Below are 14,634 nucleotides of genomic sequence, written 5' to 3'. Positions count from 1 at the left end.
GCCAGGGCAATTGTCAGTTTTCGGTTCCGGCATCCCGTAAAATCAGTAATCCCCAGGGGGAGTACTCCGCTACGGCTGGTTCGTCATTACGGATGTGAAGGCGCATCCCGGATCACCGGTCTCGAGGAATCGAGATGGAGAAGACTCTGGCGTCATTCGTTCACGCCATTGAGGAGACTCCTGTGGAAATCACCCCGCTTGTCTGGGGCATCACGATCGCTGTCACGATCGCCTTCTTCGTCTATGAATTCTTCGCGCACGTGCGGAAGCCGCACGAGCCGTCGATCGGCGAATCCGCTCGCTGGTCGGCCTTCTACATCGGGCTCGCGCTGCTGTTCGGTGTCGCGATCGGTCTGATCCCCGGCTGGGGCTGGGTCTTCTCGGGCGAGTACTTCGCCGGATACCTCACGGAGAAAGCCCTCTCGATCGACAACCTGTTCGTGTTCCTCATCGTCATGACCGGGTTCGCCGTTCCGAAGATCTATCAGCAGAAGGTGCTGATGATCGGCATCGTCATCGCCCTGATCATGCGCGGGGCGTTCATCGCCGTCGGCGCCGCCCTGATCGAGAACTTCTCCTGGATCTTCTACGTGTTCGGCGCCCTCCTGCTGTTCCTGGCCTACCGCCAGGCCTTCACGCACGGCGAGTCCGACCCGGCCAACGGCAAGTTCATGCAGTTCGTCCGCCGCATCCTCCCCGTCAGCGACGAGTACAACGGCGACAAGCTCACAGTCAAGAAGGCCGGCAAGCGCTTCGTCACCCCGATGCTGCTCGTCATCGTCGCGATCGGCTTCGTCGACCTCATCTTCGCGGTCGACTCGATCCCCGCGATCTACGGCCTGACGAACGAGGCGTACATCGTCTTCACGGCCAACGCGTTCGCGCTCATGGGTCTTCGCCAGCTGTACTTCCTCATCGGGGGGCTCCTCGAGCGTCTCGTATACCTGGCGCAGGGGCTGGCGGTCATCCTCGCCTTCATCGGCGTGAAGCTCGTCCTGCACGCGATGCACGTCAACGAGCTGCCGTTCATCAACGGTGGAGAGCCCATGCTGTGGGCGCCGGAGATCCCCATCTGGTTCTCGCTGCTGTTCATCGCAGCCACGATCGTCGTCGCGACGGTCGCGAGCCTCGCGAAGACACGACGGGACGACGCCCGAGAACTTGCGGACGCGACGGCTGCCGCCCCGAACGATCAGTCCGCGGACCGCAGCTGACCGATGGACTGTCACCATACGCAGACGCCGCCCACTGACGACACCGCAGTCGAGGTGATCCGGTGACCGACCTGGTCCTGAACATCGCTCTCGTGTTCGTGTTCGTCCTCGTGGGCGGCGTCTTCGCGGCGACCGAAATGGCCCTCGTGACCCTCCGCGAGAGCCAGATCAACGCGATCGCCGCACGCGGCAAGAGAGGCGTGAAGGTGGCGGGCCTCGCCCGCAACCCGAACACCTTTCTCTCCGCGGTGCAGATCGGCGTCACGGTGGCGGGCTTCGCGTCCGCCGCCTACGGCGCCACCTCGATCGCCCCGTCGGTCGCGCCCCTCCTCGAGTCGTGGGGCGCCGATCCGGCGGTGGCGTTGACGCTCGCGACGCTCATCCTGACGCTGGTGATCGCGTACCTGTCGCTCGTGCTCGGCGAGCTCGTCCCGAAGCGACTCGCGATTCAACGAAACGCACAGTTCGCGTACGCGGTCGCGCCTGTCCTGGACGGTTTCGCAAAGGTCATGCGGCCCGTCATCTGGCTGCTGTCGGTGTCGACCAACGCTCTCGTGCGCCTGTTGGGCGGGGACCCCCACAAGAGCGGCGAGGAGATGACCGACGAAGAGGTCCGCGATATCGTCGCGAGCCACGAGGGACTCCCTGAAGACGAGCGCCGCATCCTCGAGGACGTCCTGTCTCTTCGCGGTCGTCAGCTCAGCGAAGTGATGCGTCCTCGACCCGAGGTGACTGCGCTCGATGACACGGCGACGATCGGCGACACCGTCGCACAGGTGCGGGAGTTGCCGTTCTCGCGCTATCCCGTCGCGGACACGTCGATCGACGACATCATCGGGTTCGTGCACGTGCGCGATCTCTTCGAGGCGGTCGCCGAGGGTCGGGATGCCCCCCTCTCGGGCATCGTGCGTTCGATCCCCTACTTCCCGTCGACAGCTCGCGTCCTTCCCACCCTCACGAAGATGCGTGCCGAGGGCCATCACATCGCGGTCGTCGTCGACGAGTACGGCGGCACGGACGGCATCGTGACGCTCGAGGACCTCGTGGAAGAGGTCGTCGGTGAGATCTTCGACGAGTACGACACGGCCACCGCGCCCGACGCGGATCGGGAGATCATCGAGGGTCGACTCAACCTGCAGGACTTCGCCGAAGCGACCGGGATCACGCTCCCCCGCGGAGCCTCCGACACCGTGGCCGGCTTCGTCACCGAGCGACTCGGGCGCCTCGCCGTCGTCGGCGACGTCGTCGAGGTGGACGGCGCGACCATTGAGGTCACGGCGCTCGACCGCCGACGCATCGCCGAGGTCCGCGTCACCGCCCGCGACGGAGGCGACGACACGTCGGCATGACGGGCGGCGCTCGCCAAAGCCGTGGCCAGCCGGTAACGTCCTGCGTGAAGCGAGCCGTTGCGTTGGGGATCTGCGCGAGCTCGCGTTTTCTGGGGAGAAGACATGACGAGCACGTCAACTGTTCTGCGCGCGTCCGATCCGATGCTGGCGCGGACGATTCCATCGTTGGACGGCATTCGCGCACTCGCGGTGGTGTGCGTCATCTGGGGGCACGGGGCCGCCACCCTTCCGCAGAGTGAGCTGGTCATCGCACTCAGGGCGTACTTGCCCGGAGGGTACTTCGGAGTCCAGGCGTTCTTCGTCCTCTCCGGGTTCCTGATCACGACCTTGTTGCTCCGCGAGCGGAGCAAGACGGGGCGCATCTCGCTGTCGGGGTTCTATCGCCGCCGGGCCTACCGGATCCTCCCAGCGCTCTTCGTGTTCCTCGCGATCGTGACCGTCCTCGCCCTCACGGGGGTGATCAGCGGGGTCGGGCCGCGCGACATCATCAGCCCCGCACTGTTCCTGCGGGACTACTGGCCCCTCGACGGAGCATGGTGGACCGGCCACACCTGGTCGTTGAGCGTTGAGGAGCAGTTCTACGTCCTCTGGCCCCTCGCGGTGATCCTCATGCCACGCGCGGTTGCGGTGAAGGTTCTCGTCGCGGGGGTTCTGCTGTCCCCCGTCATCCGGGTCGGGACGTCGCTTCTGCCCTTCGTCCCCGAAGGCGCCGTCACCTACATGTTCCATACCCGCGCGGACGCGCTCATGATCGGCTGCCTGCTGGCGTACGGTGCCGGCCAGAACTGGTACGCGCGGATCCTGGAGTGGATCTTCGCCCGGCGCCTGCAGTGGGCGGTCGTCGTCTGGCTACCGGTGTCGTGGGCCCTCACCTCACGCTTCGAGGGCCTCTGGATGTACACCGTCGGTTACGTGGGCGATGCGCTCGCGGTCGCGATCGTCATCGTCTGGATGATGCGCTCGCCGGGCTCGCCGTTCGGACGGTTCTTGAACTGGCGGCCGGTCGTGCACGTCGGCCTGATCTCCTACAGCCTGTACCTGTACCAGCAGCTCTTCCTGACGAACCACAACGACACCTGGTTCGGCAGGCTCACTGTCGGCGGGCTGCTCGCACTGCTCCTGGCCGCGGAAGCGTCGTACTGGTTCGTCGAGCGGCCGTTCATCCGACTCCGAGTACGTCGCGAGCGAGCGAAGACCACGCGGGGTGCTGCGTCACGCAGAGTCGACGGACATTCGAGCTGACCGCAACGGTCCGTCAGCGTGTGGTGCCGGCTACAGGACTTGAACCTGCAACCCCCGTATTACAAGTACGGTGCGCTACCAATTGCGCCAAGCCGGCAGGTGGCCCAGTCTACCGGGGCCGGCCGGGTCACTCCGCCGGGACGGTGGGAGCCGGCGTCGGAGTCTGCTCTGTGAAGAACGCGTCGCTCGCGCTCGTCAGCACGAATTGCGAGAACTCGGCAGCGTCCTGCAACGCTCCCATGTAGGGCTGTCCGTTGACGAGGATCATCGGCGTCCCGGTGAGCTGAAGGCCATCGGTGTCGGGGATCCCGGCGATCGCTCGCTCGGTGGCATCCTTCGTCCACTCGATGTAGTCGCCGTCCTCGATGCAGGAGCGGAGGGCTTCGGGGTCCTTCGCGCCGACGGCCTGTGCGAGATCAGCGAGCTCGACGTCCGAGAACCCGTCGGTGTCCATCGCGGGCTGTCGGCTCAGCAGCTCGGTGTTGTACGCGAAGAAGACGCTCTCGTCGTGCGTTGCGACGCAGGCCGCCGCGGCCGCTGCGCGGAGCGAGTACTTCGTGCCGTTCGACTTCGCCGTCAGCATCGATACGGGATGGTAGCTCAGTGTCGCCGCGCCCTGATCCACCCACGTGGTCAGCTGGTCGACGTTGGCGAGCTGCCATTCGCGGGCACCCGGAGACAGGTAGTCGACGTATACACGGATGTCCACGGGAGCCGTGGCGGATGCCGTCGGCGCGGGCGTCGCCTTGTCCGACCCAGGCGTCGCTTCGACCGTGCTGTCGACGACCGCTCCCTGATCGGCGGCGACGCCGGTGACGTCGTTCACGGCGAATCCGTCGGAGGTCGCCGTCTTGGGCGTCAGGTCGCGACCGCCCATCGTCGAGGTGACCGACCACACGACGACGACCGCGACCGCGGCGACCGCTCCCGCGGCGAGGACGCCGAGCGAGATCCGGCGCGCGACACGTGCCCGCGATTGCCGAATGTGCACGCGCTGCGCTTTTTCGCGGACAGCCTCGCGGCGATCGGTCGCGGATGACGAATTGTCGCCGGAATCGGTGGACATGAAACCTCGGGAAGATCTGTGGTGCGGCCAAGAGGCCCGGCGCCGGGGGGCGCACGGTCCGATGTTAGTCAGACGCGCTGGAAAAAGGCTGACGAGGCGGCATCCCGCTCTCAGCGAGGCCGTGCCATACTGAACACGCACCCGATGGCGGGTGTGCGGGGTGTCCCCCCGCTCGCTTCACAACGGATCGTCCGGCACGTACCTGCCGGTGAAGGAGAAGAAACGATGGCGTCCGTCACATTCGACAACGCAACCCGTCTGTACCCCGGTGGCACCCGCCCGGCGGTCGACAAGCTCAACCTCGAGGTCGCCGACGGCGAGTTCCTCGTCCTCGTCGGCCCTTCCGGTTGCGGCAAGTCCACCTCGCTTCGCATGCTCGCCGGCCTCGAAGAGGTCAACTCCGGCTCCATCCGCATCGGTGACCGCGACGTCACCGACGTGCCGCCGAAGGACCGCGACATCGCGATGGTGTTCCAGAACTACGCTCTGTACCCCCACATGACCGTCGCCGAGAACATGGGCTTCGCGCTCAAGATCGCCGGTGTCGGCAAGGAAGAGCGCGCCACCCGCGTTCTCGAGGCAGCGAAGCTCCTCGACCTCGAGGAGTACCTGACCCGCAAGCCGAAGGCCCTCTCGGGTGGTCAGCGTCAGCGCGTCGCCATGGGCCGCGCGATCGTCCGCCAGCCCCAGGTGTTCCTCATGGACGAGCCGCTGTCGAACCTCGACGCCAAGCTGCGCGTCCAGACGCGTACCCAGATCGCGTCGCTCCAGCGTCGCCTCGGCGTCACCACGGTCTACGTCACGCACGACCAGACCGAGGCCCTCACGATGGGTGACCGCATCGCCGTCCTGAAGGACGGTCTCCTGCAGCAGGTCGGCACGCCCCGCGACCTGTACGAGAAGCCGAACAACGTGTTCGTCGCCGGCTTCATCGGCTCGCCCGCCATGAACCTGTTCCCGGCGGACCTGGCCGAGGGCGGCATCCGCTTCGGCTCCGAGGTCGTCCCGCTCGACCGCGACACGGTCGGCCGCGCCAACGGCAGCCAGGTCACGGTCGGTGTCCGCCCCGAGGACATCGAGGTCGGCCCCGCAGACGGCAAGGGCCTCGCGGTCCAGGTCGACCTGGTCGAGGAGCTCGGCGCCGATGGTTACCTCTACGGCCACGTGGACATCAACGGCAAGCGCACCGACATCGTCGCGCGCGTCGATGGCCGCAGCCACCCCAACGCGGGCGAGACGGTCACCCTGGCCGCCAAGCCGGGTCACGTGCACGCGTTCGACATCGAGTCGGGCGAGCGCCTCAACGACAAGCCGGTCGTCTCGGCCTGATCGTCATCATCAGTAGGACCGCGGCGCGGGAAGGTCTTCGGACCTCCCGCGCCGCGGTGCGTGAGTCGGAGGTCACCGCGTGGTCCATTCCCTGAGCATCACCGCCAGCAGCGTCGACGCGGGCCTGCTCGCCCTGCCCTGGTCGACTCCCCTCGGCGAATGGCCGAGCGATGCGATCGTGTCCCTCCCGAAGGGCCTGTCCCGCCACCTGGTCCGCTTCGCGCACCTGTCGGGCCGCGTCGTCGCGGTGAAGGAGACGACCGCCGAGATGGCTCGCCGCGAATACGAGATGCTCGGGTCGCTCGGACGCCTCGACGTTCCCTGCGTGAGCCGTGTCGCCGTGATCGACGGACGGCGCACCCCCAAGGGCGAGCCCCTCCCCGCGGCCCTCGTCACGGCGCATCTCCGCTTCTCCCTCCCCTACCGCGCCCTGTTCACGCAGGTCCTCCGCCCCGATACCGCGACACGTCTCGTCGACGCCCTCGCCGCCCTTCTCGTTCGCCTCCACAATGTCGGCTTCTTCTGGGGTGACGTCTCGCTGTCGAACACGCTGTTCCGACGGGATGCCGGGGCGTTCGCCGCCTACCTCGTCGACGCCGAGACGGGCGAACTGCACGAGGGCGGCCTCACGCGCGGGCAGCGCGAGCACGACCTCGACGTCGCGCGCACCAACATCGCGGGCGAGATCATGGACCTCGAGGCCGGTGGCCGCCTCGAGGGTGGTGTCGACGCCGTGGCGATCGCCGACGGCATCATGTCCTCGTACCGGTCGCTCTGGAGCGCGCTCACCGAGACCGAGACGTTCGCTGCGAACGAGACCTGGCGCATCACCGAGCGCGTGCAGCGCTTGAACGGATTGGGGTTCGACATCGGTGAGATGTCGATCGACGAGACGGCGGACGGCACGAAGGTCCTCATCCAGCCGAAGGTGGTGGATGCCGGGCACCACCAGCGTCGGCTGCTCCGCCTCACCGGCCTCGACGTCGAGGAGAATCAGGCGCGCCGCCTGCTGAACGACATGGACGAATTCGCGGCGCGGGTCTCACGCCTCGGCAGCGACGAGGAGATGGTCGCTCACGAGTGGCTGACGCGCGTGTTCGAGCCGGTCGTCAAGGCGATCCCGTGGGAGCTGCGGAGCAAGCTCGAGCCGGCCGAGGTGTTCCACCAGGTGTTGGAGCACCGTTGGTACATGTCGCAGGCTCGTGGCCGCTCGATCCCCATCGCCGAGGTCTTGTCGTCGTACATCGACGACGTCCTGCGTCACCGCCGCGACGAGGCGACGGTGATGGGGCCGCCGACGGAGACGACCGCCATCCCCGTCGTCACGTCGGAGGTGCCGGTGAGCGACGACGATGAGGACGAAGTCGACTGGCGCGACCTCGTCTGACGCTCGTCAGTATCCGACGGTGAAGCGCCGGCGCACGTGCGCCGGCGACTCGATCTCGTCGAGGACGGCGATCGCGAAGTCGGCGCCGGAGATGAACGACTCGCCCTTGTCGTCGGTCACGAGGACGTCACCGCCGGTGCGGTACGAGCCGGTGCGCTCCCCCGGAGCCCACGCGCCGAAGCCGCCCGCCGGGTGGACGTAGAACCAGTCGCGTCCGCTGCGGTCGGCTTCCAGGTCCTCGAGGATGCCGATGGCCTCCTCGGCCTCCGGCTTGATCTCGTCGGGGAACCCGCTGTCGATGACGCGGGGACCGCCGGGCGCGACGAGGCTCCCCCCGGCGCCGCCGATGACGCCGACCCGCACGGACAGGGGAAGCGCAGCGACGACGTCAGCCACGGCATCCCGCATCTTGCCGACCATGTCGCCGCGGGGCGACGTGGCGAAGACGACGACATCCACCCCCTCGAGCTCGGCCGCGACAGCCGGCGCCTCGAGGATCGAGCCCTCGATATAGGTGGCTCCCTCGATGCGGTCCGCGGGAAGTTTGCGGGCCACCGAGACGACCGTGTGGCCGCGACGGACACCTTCCGTGACGATGTGACTGCCGGTGTATCCGGTGCCGCCGATGACAGCGATGCGGGTCATGAGGGTTCCTCTCCCTAGGGGTGGTTCCAGTCTGGTCCTGCAGTCTGTGCGGCGGCTATCAGCGCGGGGTGCGGCCGATCACTCCATCGAGGCGCGGAGCGTCGACACCTGGTAGAGCGCAACGGATGCCGCGATTCCGGCATTGAGCGACTCGGTCGCCGCGTTGATCGGGATCGAGACGATCTGATCGCACGTCTCGGTCACGAGGCGCGACAGTCCCTTGCCCTCGGACCCCACGACGATGACGACCGGACGGTCGGCGAGCTCGAGGGCGGGAAGCGAAACATCGCCGTCGCCGTCCAGACCCAGGATGAAGACACCCTGCTTCTTGAATTCCTTGAGCGTCGACGTCAGGTTCGCCGCGATCGCGACAGGGATGCGGGCGGCCGCTCCGGCGCTGGTCTTCCATGCCGCGGAGTTGACGCCTGCCGAGCGGCGCTGCGGGATGATGATGGCCTGACCACCGAAGGCGGCCGTCGAGCGGATGATCGCGCCGAGGTTGCGGGGGTCAGTCACACCGTCGAGCGCCACGAAGAGCGGCAGCGCGCCGCGGTCGATGACCTGCTCGAGAAGGTCCTGCGGGTGCGCGTACTCGTACGGCGGCACCTTCAGCGCGACACCCTGGTGGACGCCGTCGAAGCCCGCCATGCGGTCGAGCTCCTGACGCGTGACCTCCAGGACGGGGATGTTCCGGTTGGTCGCGAGAGACAGCATCTCCTTGACGCGGTCGTCCATCTCGACGCGCTGCGCGATGTAGAACGCGGTCGCGGGGATCTTGGCGCGGAGCGCCTCGAGCACGCTGTTGCGGCCGGTCACGGTCTCGGTGTCGTCACCGGACTTCGCCTTCGGGGCACGCCCGCCCGTCGTCTGGCGCAGCTGCGGCTTGCCACCGGCGGCGACGAAACGCTCCTTGGCAGCCTTCCGCTTGCCGGCGGGATGCCAGGCGCGGTCTTCGGCCTTGGGGGTCGGGCCGCGTCCTTCGAGCGAGCGCTTGTTCTTGCCGCCGGTGCCCTTCGTGGGGCCCTTCTTGCCGCGGCCTGCGGACGGGTTACCTGGCTTAGCCATTGTTCAGACTCCAATGGGTCCCTTCGGGACCGTCTTCGAGGACGATGCCGGCCGCCGCGATCGCGTCGCGAATGCGGTCGGCTGCCGCCCAGTCTTTGTCCGCGCGGACAGCCGCGCGCTGATCGATCATGGTGGTGACGAGGCGGTGAAGGGCCGACGCCATCGAGGTGGCCATCGACGCACCCCACTTCTCGGCGAGGGGGTCGATGTCGAGGAGCGCCGTCATCGCGCTCACGCGGCGGAGCGCGGTACCCGCAGCTGCGTTGTCGCCCGCATCAAGGGCGGCGTTACCCGACCGGACGGTCTCATGCAGGACGGCGAGAGCCTGGGGAACACCCAGATCGTCATCCATCGCGGCGACGAAATCCTCCGGAAGATCCGAGCCGAACCACCCGTAGGATCCGCCCGCTGCGCGGATCGCCCGCTGCAGGAACGAACGGATGCGCCCGAGTGCGGCATCCGCTTCAGCGAACGTGGTCTCGCCGATGTCGAGGCTCGAGCGGTAGTGCGCAGCGATCAGCGCATAGCGGACGACGAGCGGGTCGGTGGAGCGCAGAACGTCCTCGGCCAGCAGGAAGTTGCCGAGTGACTTCGACATCTTCTGGTCGCCGACCGTGACGAGGCCGTTGTGCACCCAGTACCGCGCGAAACCGTCGCCGGCGGCGGTCGACTGCGCGAGTTCGTTCTCGTGGTGCGGGAAACGCAGGTCCAATCCGCCGCCGTGGATGTCGAATTCGGGGCCGAGGTAGCGCCGGCTCATGGCGGAGCACTCGATGTGCCAACCCGGACGCCCCGCACCCCACGGCGAGTCCCAGGTCGCGTCGACGGGCTCCCCCTCCTTCGCACCCTTCCAGAGAGCGAAGTCGCGCGGGTCGCGCTTGCCGCGCGGGTCCGCGTCGGCGGCCGATTCCATCGCATCCACCGACTGACGGGTGAGCGCCCCGTACGACGGCCAGGACCGCACGTCGAAGTACACGTCGCCGGCAGCCGCGTAGGCGTGCCCCGCGTCGATGAGACGCTCGATGAGCTCCTGCATCTGCGGGATGGATGCCGTCGCGCGCGGCTCGTACGTCGGGGCCAGGATGCCGACCGCGGCATAGGCGTACGAGAACTCGAGTTCCATGCGGTAAGCCAACGCCCACCAGGGTTCCTCCGCCGTGGCGTTGGCGAGGACCTTGTCGTCGATGTCGGTGACATTGCGGACGAACGTGACCCGTCCGAAGCGATGCGCGAGCCAGCGGCGCAGGACGTCGAAGCTCAACGCGGCGCGGACGTGACCGATGTGCGGGCCGGATTGGACCGTCGGGCCGCAGACGTACATCGTGACGTTCCCCGGATCGGCGGGCGCGAAATCGCGCAGCGCCTGCGCTTGGGAGTCGTAAAGCCTAACCGTCACCGGTCCATGCTACCGGCGGGCGGCGTGAGCACCCGCTCGGAGACGATAGAAAGGACGGGTGCTGCACGTGTTCGCCGTCCTCGCCGCCGCCCTCCTGTTCGGTACGACCGGGACCGCTCGCGCACTCGGCCCGGCTGAAGCCTCGACGCTGTCGGTCGGGGTCGCCCGCATTGTCGTGGGCGGCACGGGTCTCGCGCTGCTCGCCTTCACGCTCGCCGCACGCCATCGCCGGCGCACGCCGGATCGCCCCCGCCCGGCCCTCTCGTGGCGGCCGCTCGCGCTGATGGCGACCACGGGCGTCGCGATCAGCTTGTACCAGCCGCTCTTCTTCCTCGGCACGCAGACGAACGGCGTGGCTGTGAGCACGGTGATCGCTCTCGGGTCGGCACCGGTGCTCGCCGGCATCCTCGAATGGGCGGTCTCGCGTCGCGTGCCATCTCTGCTCTGGATGGGCGCGACGGCCCTCGCCGCGGCGGGGGTCGTCCTGCTGGGGTTCGGAGGCGGCTCGGGCACCGGAGGTGTGGATGCGGTGGGGCTCGCCGCCGCGGTCGGCGCGGGCGCGTGCTTCGCCGTCATCGCGAACGCGCAACGCCGACTCCTCGACGGGGGCTGGGATCCGTTCACCGTCGTGGGGGCGATGGGCGTCGGATCCGCCGTGATCTGCGCTGCAGCGATCCCCTTCGTGGGCCTCGCCTGGGCCGCCACGCCGTCGGGGCTCACCATGGCACTGTGGCTCGGGCTCGCCACTATCTCCCTGGCCTACGTCCTGTTCACGTGGGGCCTCCAGGGCTTGACCGCGGCGACGGCGGCCACTCTCACCCTCGGTGAACCCCTCACGGCCACCGTGCTCGGCGTCAGCGCCCTGGGCGAGACCCTGTCCCCTCTCGCCGTGATCGGGCTCGCCGTGCTGGCCGCGGGGCTCGTCACTCTCGCGTGGGGATCGCGCCGTCCTCGCGATCCCCGCCCCTTTGCCGTGGAGGCCTGACATGCCCGCAGAAGTTCTGGACATCCGCGTCGACGACCTCACGGGCGAAGCCAGCATCGAGCTCGTGCGGCAGCACCTCGCCGGCATGTACGACCTCAGCCCCGCCGAAAGCGTCCACGCGCTCGACGTCTCGGCACTCCGGCATCCTCAGGTCACCGTGTGGTCGGCCTGGCGTGACGGCGAGCTCGCGGGAATCGGAGCTCTCGCGCGCCTCGGCGACGCCGACGGTGAGCTGAAGTCCATGCGCGTCGCCGAGACGCATCTCGGGACCGGGGTGGGCCGCGCGATCCTCCGCCACATCCTGGCCGCCGCACAGACGGCGGGCATCACTCGGGTGTGGCTCGAAACGGGATCGGATGCCGGGTTCCTCGCCGCCCGATCGCTGTACGCGAGCGAGGGGTTCACGGAATGCGAGCCGTTCGGCGACTACGCGCCCGACCCCGCCTCGACTTTCATGACCCGCGCCGTCTGAACCCGCCGATCAGGCGGGGACGACGACAGCGACCGCGAAGGCCGCCACACCGTCACCGGTACCCGTGAAGCCGAGTCCGTCCGTGGTCGTCGCCGAGACCGACACGGGTGCTCCCAGAGCCTCGGAGAGGACCCGCTCGGCCTCGAGGCGTCGCGCCGCGAAGCGGGGACGATTCGCCTGCACCTGGACGCTCACATTGCCGATCGCCCACCCGGCGTCGGCGGCGAGGGCGCGCGTCCGGGCGAGGAACGCGGCGGCGTGTGCCCCCGCATACTCGGGCTGATCGGTGCCGAAGTGCGTGCCGATGTCGCCGAGGCCCGCCGCGGCAAGGACCGCATCGACGATCGCGTGGGCGACGGCGTCCCCGTCGGAATGCCCCTTCAGCCCGGGCTCCCCCGGCCACTCGAGACCCGCGAGCCAGAGGGTGTCGTCGCCGCCGAAGGCGTGGACGTCGGTGCCCACGCCGACGCGAGGGATCACCATCGCTGTCGGTACCGGCGCGACGAGCGCGCGGGCGCGTTCGAGGTCGGCGGGGGTCGTGATCTTGAACGCCCGCTCGTCTCCGGGAACCGTGCGGACGACGGTGCCGGCGGCCTGCAGGAGGGCGGCGTCGTCGGTGTGATCGGCCGCGGCATCCAGGTAGGCACCGTCGAGGACGGCGCGACGGAACCCCTGCGGGGTCTGCGCGGCCGCCAGGACGGACCGGTCGACAGGCTCGACGACGGCGTCGGCGTCGACGCGCTTGAGGGTGTCGACGACGGGGAGGACGGGGATGACGGCGTCGGATCCCTGCGACACCGCGTCGATCACGCGGGCGAAGACCTCCGGAGGGGTGAGCGCGCGAGCAGCGTCGTGCACGAGGACGACCTCGACGTCCGCCCAGACGGCGGCGAGGCCCGCTGCGACGGACTCCTGCCGCGTGGCACCGCCCGCGACCACTGAGACCAGGTCGCGGCGGCTGCCGGCGGCTTCGCGCACCTCGGTCTCCGCGTCACCGGTGCGGTCGCTCGGCGCAACCACGATCACCTGAGCCTCGGGCGCCTCGAACACGGAGCGGAGCGCGTGGCGGAGGATCGTGTGAGCGTCGATACCCACGAACGCCTTGGGGGCACCCACCCCGAGGCGCGTCCCCGATCCCGCTGCGACGACGATGACGGCCACACGCGGAACGGGGATGATGCTCATGCCTCCGAGCGTACCGAGCCGACGGCTGCAGGACTGCGACGCAGCAACAGGACCGCGACGCCCAGCAGCACGGCGCCGACCACGGCGATCGGTAGGTCGAGGAACCACTCCATGACCGCGAACGGCGGAACGAACGCGCACACCCACGCGATCGCGACGACGCCGCGTGACGGCGTCGGTCCGAGCGTGCCGAGCGCCTCCCACTTCGCGATCACGAGGGACAGGGCGAGCAGCACGCCGAGCACCGCGACGAACAGGATGGGCCGCGACCACCACCACGCGGGTGACGCGGGGGTAGGCGCCGCCCCCGGGATCAGGAGGCTGACCCCCGTGAGGGCCAGCATCACCGGCAGATGCCACAGGTAGATCGTCATGAGCCGCGATCCGAGCACGAACACGACGCCTTGCATGGCGCGCAGCGCCATCAGGCGCGAGAGCACCGGCTTCAGCAGCCGCAGAAGACAGGCCTGCGCGATACCGAGCAGCACGAGCGGCACAGTCGGCGGGTTGAGGTTGCCGAGCATGCTCATCGAGTACGGCCCGATCGCTGTGAGCGGCCACAGCGCGAGGTAGCACGCCGCCGCGATGCCGATGAGGGCGAGCGGATGCCGGCGGTCGAACCATCCGTCCTGGTACCAGAAGCCGAACTGCTGAACGAGCGGCCAGACGAAGAGCAGGTTGAGGAGGCCGATCTCCTGGATCCCGGTCGAGAAGCGGGCCACGTCGACGAGCACGACACCCGCGGCGAGGACGACCAGCGTCAGGACGGGACGGCGAGCGTGGCACGCCGCGAGGAACGGCACGGCAGCCTGGCAGAGCAGGTACGCCGCGAGGAACCACAGCGGTGACCCGGCACCGACGGCGGCATCCGCCACCAGCTGCTGCGGCAGACCGGCCGCCGTCGCGACCCCCAGGATGATCGCGAACAAAATGAACAGCGGAAGCGCGGGCTGCGCGAGGCGAAGCGTTCGGGTGCGGACGAAGCCGGCGGCATCCCCGCCCTTCGCGGTCCAGGACCGCCAGCCGGTCGCGGCAGCGAAGCCTCCGACGACGAAGAAGAGCGGCATGATCTGCCCGACCCAGGTGGCCGCGTTGAACCACGGCTGCTCTTCAGCGGGGCGGGATGCCACGAGGCCGCCGTCCGGGCCGGGCCCGATTCCCACCTGCACGAGGTGCACGACGATGACGAAGAGCACGCAGACGACCCGCGCGAGGTCGAGCGTGAGGTCGCGACGCGCAAGGTCGACGGCGGCAGGCGCAGAGCGGGTGGTCACCGGCTCATCATGCCGTCAACGCGGC

Annotated in this window: 13 protein-coding genes and 1 tRNA gene; 7 read left to right on the top strand and 7 right to left on the bottom strand. The window is 68.8% G+C overall.

Features of this window, described 5'->3' with window-relative positions; translation table 11 throughout:
• Window positions 1-182: 182 nt before the first annotated feature.
• The 3 genes from MO1_RS08490 (at window position 183) to MO1_RS08480 (ending at window position 3,805) form a co-directional block, all read left to right on the top strand.
• Window positions 183-1,214 carry a TerC family protein gene (locus MO1_RS08490; protein ID WP_036313617.1) on the top strand — a complete coding sequence of 344 codons (1,032 nt, stop codon included), beginning with the start codon at window positions 183-185 and terminating at the stop codon, window positions 1,212-1,214.
• Window positions 1,215-1,276: 62 nt separating this feature from the next.
• Window positions 1,277-2,563, top strand: a complete 1,287-nt coding sequence (locus MO1_RS08485; RefSeq protein ID WP_060915795.1) for a hemolysin family protein — start codon at window positions 1,277-1,279, stop codon at window positions 2,561-2,563.
• A gap of 102 nt (window positions 2,564-2,665) precedes the next feature.
• Window positions 2,666-3,805 (top strand): acyltransferase family protein, encoded by a 1,140-nt coding sequence (locus MO1_RS08480; RefSeq protein ID WP_082724394.1) that lies wholly within the window; start codon window positions 2,666-2,668, stop codon window positions 3,803-3,805.
• Between the two features lie 21 nt (window positions 3,806-3,826).
• On the opposite strand, the gene MO1_RS08475 is transcribed toward MO1_RS08480, so the two are convergent.
• Window positions 3,827-3,902: transfer RNA gene (locus MO1_RS08475), tRNA-Thr, on the bottom strand.
• Between the two features lie 30 nt (window positions 3,903-3,932).
• Window positions 3,933-4,871 (bottom strand): DsbA family protein, encoded by a 939-nt coding sequence (locus MO1_RS08470; RefSeq protein WP_060915793.1) that lies wholly within the window; start codon window positions 4,869-4,871, stop codon window positions 3,933-3,935.
• Between the two features lie 225 nt (window positions 4,872-5,096).
• Between MO1_RS08470 and MO1_RS08465 the strand changes: the two genes are divergently transcribed.
• Window positions 5,097-6,200: an ABC transporter ATP-binding protein gene (locus MO1_RS08465; RefSeq protein ID WP_036313608.1), complete on the top strand. Its 1,104-nt coding sequence runs from the start codon at window positions 5,097-5,099 to the stop codon at window positions 6,198-6,200.
• Between the two features lie 79 nt (window positions 6,201-6,279).
• Window positions 6,280-7,587: a DUF4032 domain-containing protein gene (locus MO1_RS08460; protein ID WP_036313606.1), complete on the top strand. Its 1,308-nt coding sequence runs from the start codon at window positions 6,280-6,282 to the stop codon at window positions 7,585-7,587.
• A 6-nt stretch (window positions 7,588-7,593) separates the two neighbouring features.
• Here MO1_RS08460 and MO1_RS08455 read toward each other — a convergent pair whose 3' ends face one another.
• The 3 genes from MO1_RS08455 to cysS all read right to left on the bottom strand — a co-directional run bounded on the left by MO1_RS08455 (window position 7,594) and on the right by cysS (window position 10,693).
• A complete protein-coding gene (locus tag MO1_RS08455) occupies window positions 7,594-8,232 on the bottom strand; it encodes an NAD(P)-dependent oxidoreductase (protein ID WP_060915792.1) in 639 nt (212 codons plus the stop codon).
• 78 nt (window positions 8,233-8,310) lie between these two features.
• Window positions 8,311-9,297 carry a 23S rRNA (guanosine(2251)-2'-O)-methyltransferase RlmB gene (gene rlmB, locus MO1_RS08450; RefSeq protein WP_036313602.1) on the bottom strand — a complete coding sequence of 329 codons (987 nt, stop codon included), beginning with the start codon at window positions 9,295-9,297 and terminating at the stop codon, window positions 8,311-8,313.
• Window positions 9,290-10,693: a cysteine--tRNA ligase gene (gene cysS / locus MO1_RS08445; protein ID WP_060915791.1), complete on the bottom strand. Its 1,404-nt coding sequence runs from the start codon at window positions 10,691-10,693 to the stop codon at window positions 9,290-9,292. The genes rlmB and cysS overlap by 8 nt, the downstream gene beginning before the upstream one ends.
• Before the next feature lie 58 nt (window positions 10,694-10,751).
• Between cysS and MO1_RS08440 the strand changes: the two genes are divergently transcribed.
• Together MO1_RS08440 and MO1_RS08435 are read left to right on the top strand one after the other, a co-directional pair.
• Entirely contained in the window at window positions 10,752-11,678 is a 927-nt protein-coding gene (locus MO1_RS08440) for an EamA family transporter (protein WP_060915790.1), read from the top strand.
• Between the two features lies 1 nt (window position 11,679).
• Window positions 11,680-12,150 carry a GNAT family N-acetyltransferase gene (locus MO1_RS08435; protein WP_060915789.1) on the top strand — a complete coding sequence of 157 codons (471 nt, stop codon included), beginning with the start codon at window positions 11,680-11,682 and terminating at the stop codon, window positions 12,148-12,150.
• Window positions 12,151-12,159: 9 nt separating this feature from the next.
• Here MO1_RS08435 and ispD read toward each other — a convergent pair whose 3' ends face one another.
• Entirely contained in the window at window positions 12,160-13,335 is a 1,176-nt protein-coding gene (ispD, locus tag MO1_RS08430) for a 2-C-methyl-D-erythritol 4-phosphate cytidylyltransferase (RefSeq protein WP_060915788.1), read from the bottom strand.
• Window positions 13,332-14,609 (bottom strand): acyltransferase family protein, encoded by a 1,278-nt coding sequence (locus tag MO1_RS08425; protein WP_060915787.1) that lies wholly within the window; start codon window positions 14,607-14,609, stop codon window positions 13,332-13,334. Before MO1_RS08425 ends, ispD begins: the two co-directional genes overlap by 4 nt.
• Window positions 14,610-14,634: the final 25 nt, after the last annotated feature.

The sequence above is a fragment of the Microbacterium oleivorans NBRC 103075 genome, from assembly GCF_001552475.1.
Lineage (GTDB): Bacteria > Actinomycetota > Actinomycetes > Actinomycetales > Microbacteriaceae > Microbacterium > Microbacterium oleivorans.
Note: the sequence above shows the minus strand (reverse complement) of the source record. Positions and strands in the feature narration are given on the sequence as shown.

What these genes read in the sequence shown, in the direction of transcription:
- MO1_RS08480 (WP_082724394.1), top strand. Translation starts at nt 2,666, where the DNA reads ATGACGAGCACGTCAACTGTTCTGCGCGCGTCCGATCCGATGCTGGCG.
- MO1_RS08470 (WP_060915793.1), bottom strand. Translation starts at nt 4,871, where the DNA reads ATGTCCACCGATTCCGGCGACAATTCGTCATCCGCGACCGATCGCCGC.
- MO1_RS08465 (WP_036313608.1), top strand. Translation starts at nt 5,097, where the DNA reads ATGGCGTCCGTCACATTCGACAACGCAACCCGTCTGTACCCCGGTGGC.
- MO1_RS08455 (WP_060915792.1), bottom strand. Translation starts at nt 8,232, where the DNA reads ATGACCCGCATCGCTGTCATCGGCGGCACCGGATACACCGGCAGTCAC.
- rlmB (WP_036313602.1), bottom strand. Translation starts at nt 9,297, where the DNA reads ATGGCTAAGCCAGGTAACCCGTCCGCAGGCCGCGGCAAGAAGGGCCCC.
- MO1_RS08435 (WP_060915789.1), top strand. Translation starts at nt 11,680, where the DNA reads ATGCCCGCAGAAGTTCTGGACATCCGCGTCGACGACCTCACGGGCGAA.
- ispD (WP_060915788.1), bottom strand. Translation starts at nt 13,335, where the DNA reads ATGAGCATCATCCCCGTTCCGCGTGTGGCCGTCATCGTCGTCGCAGCG.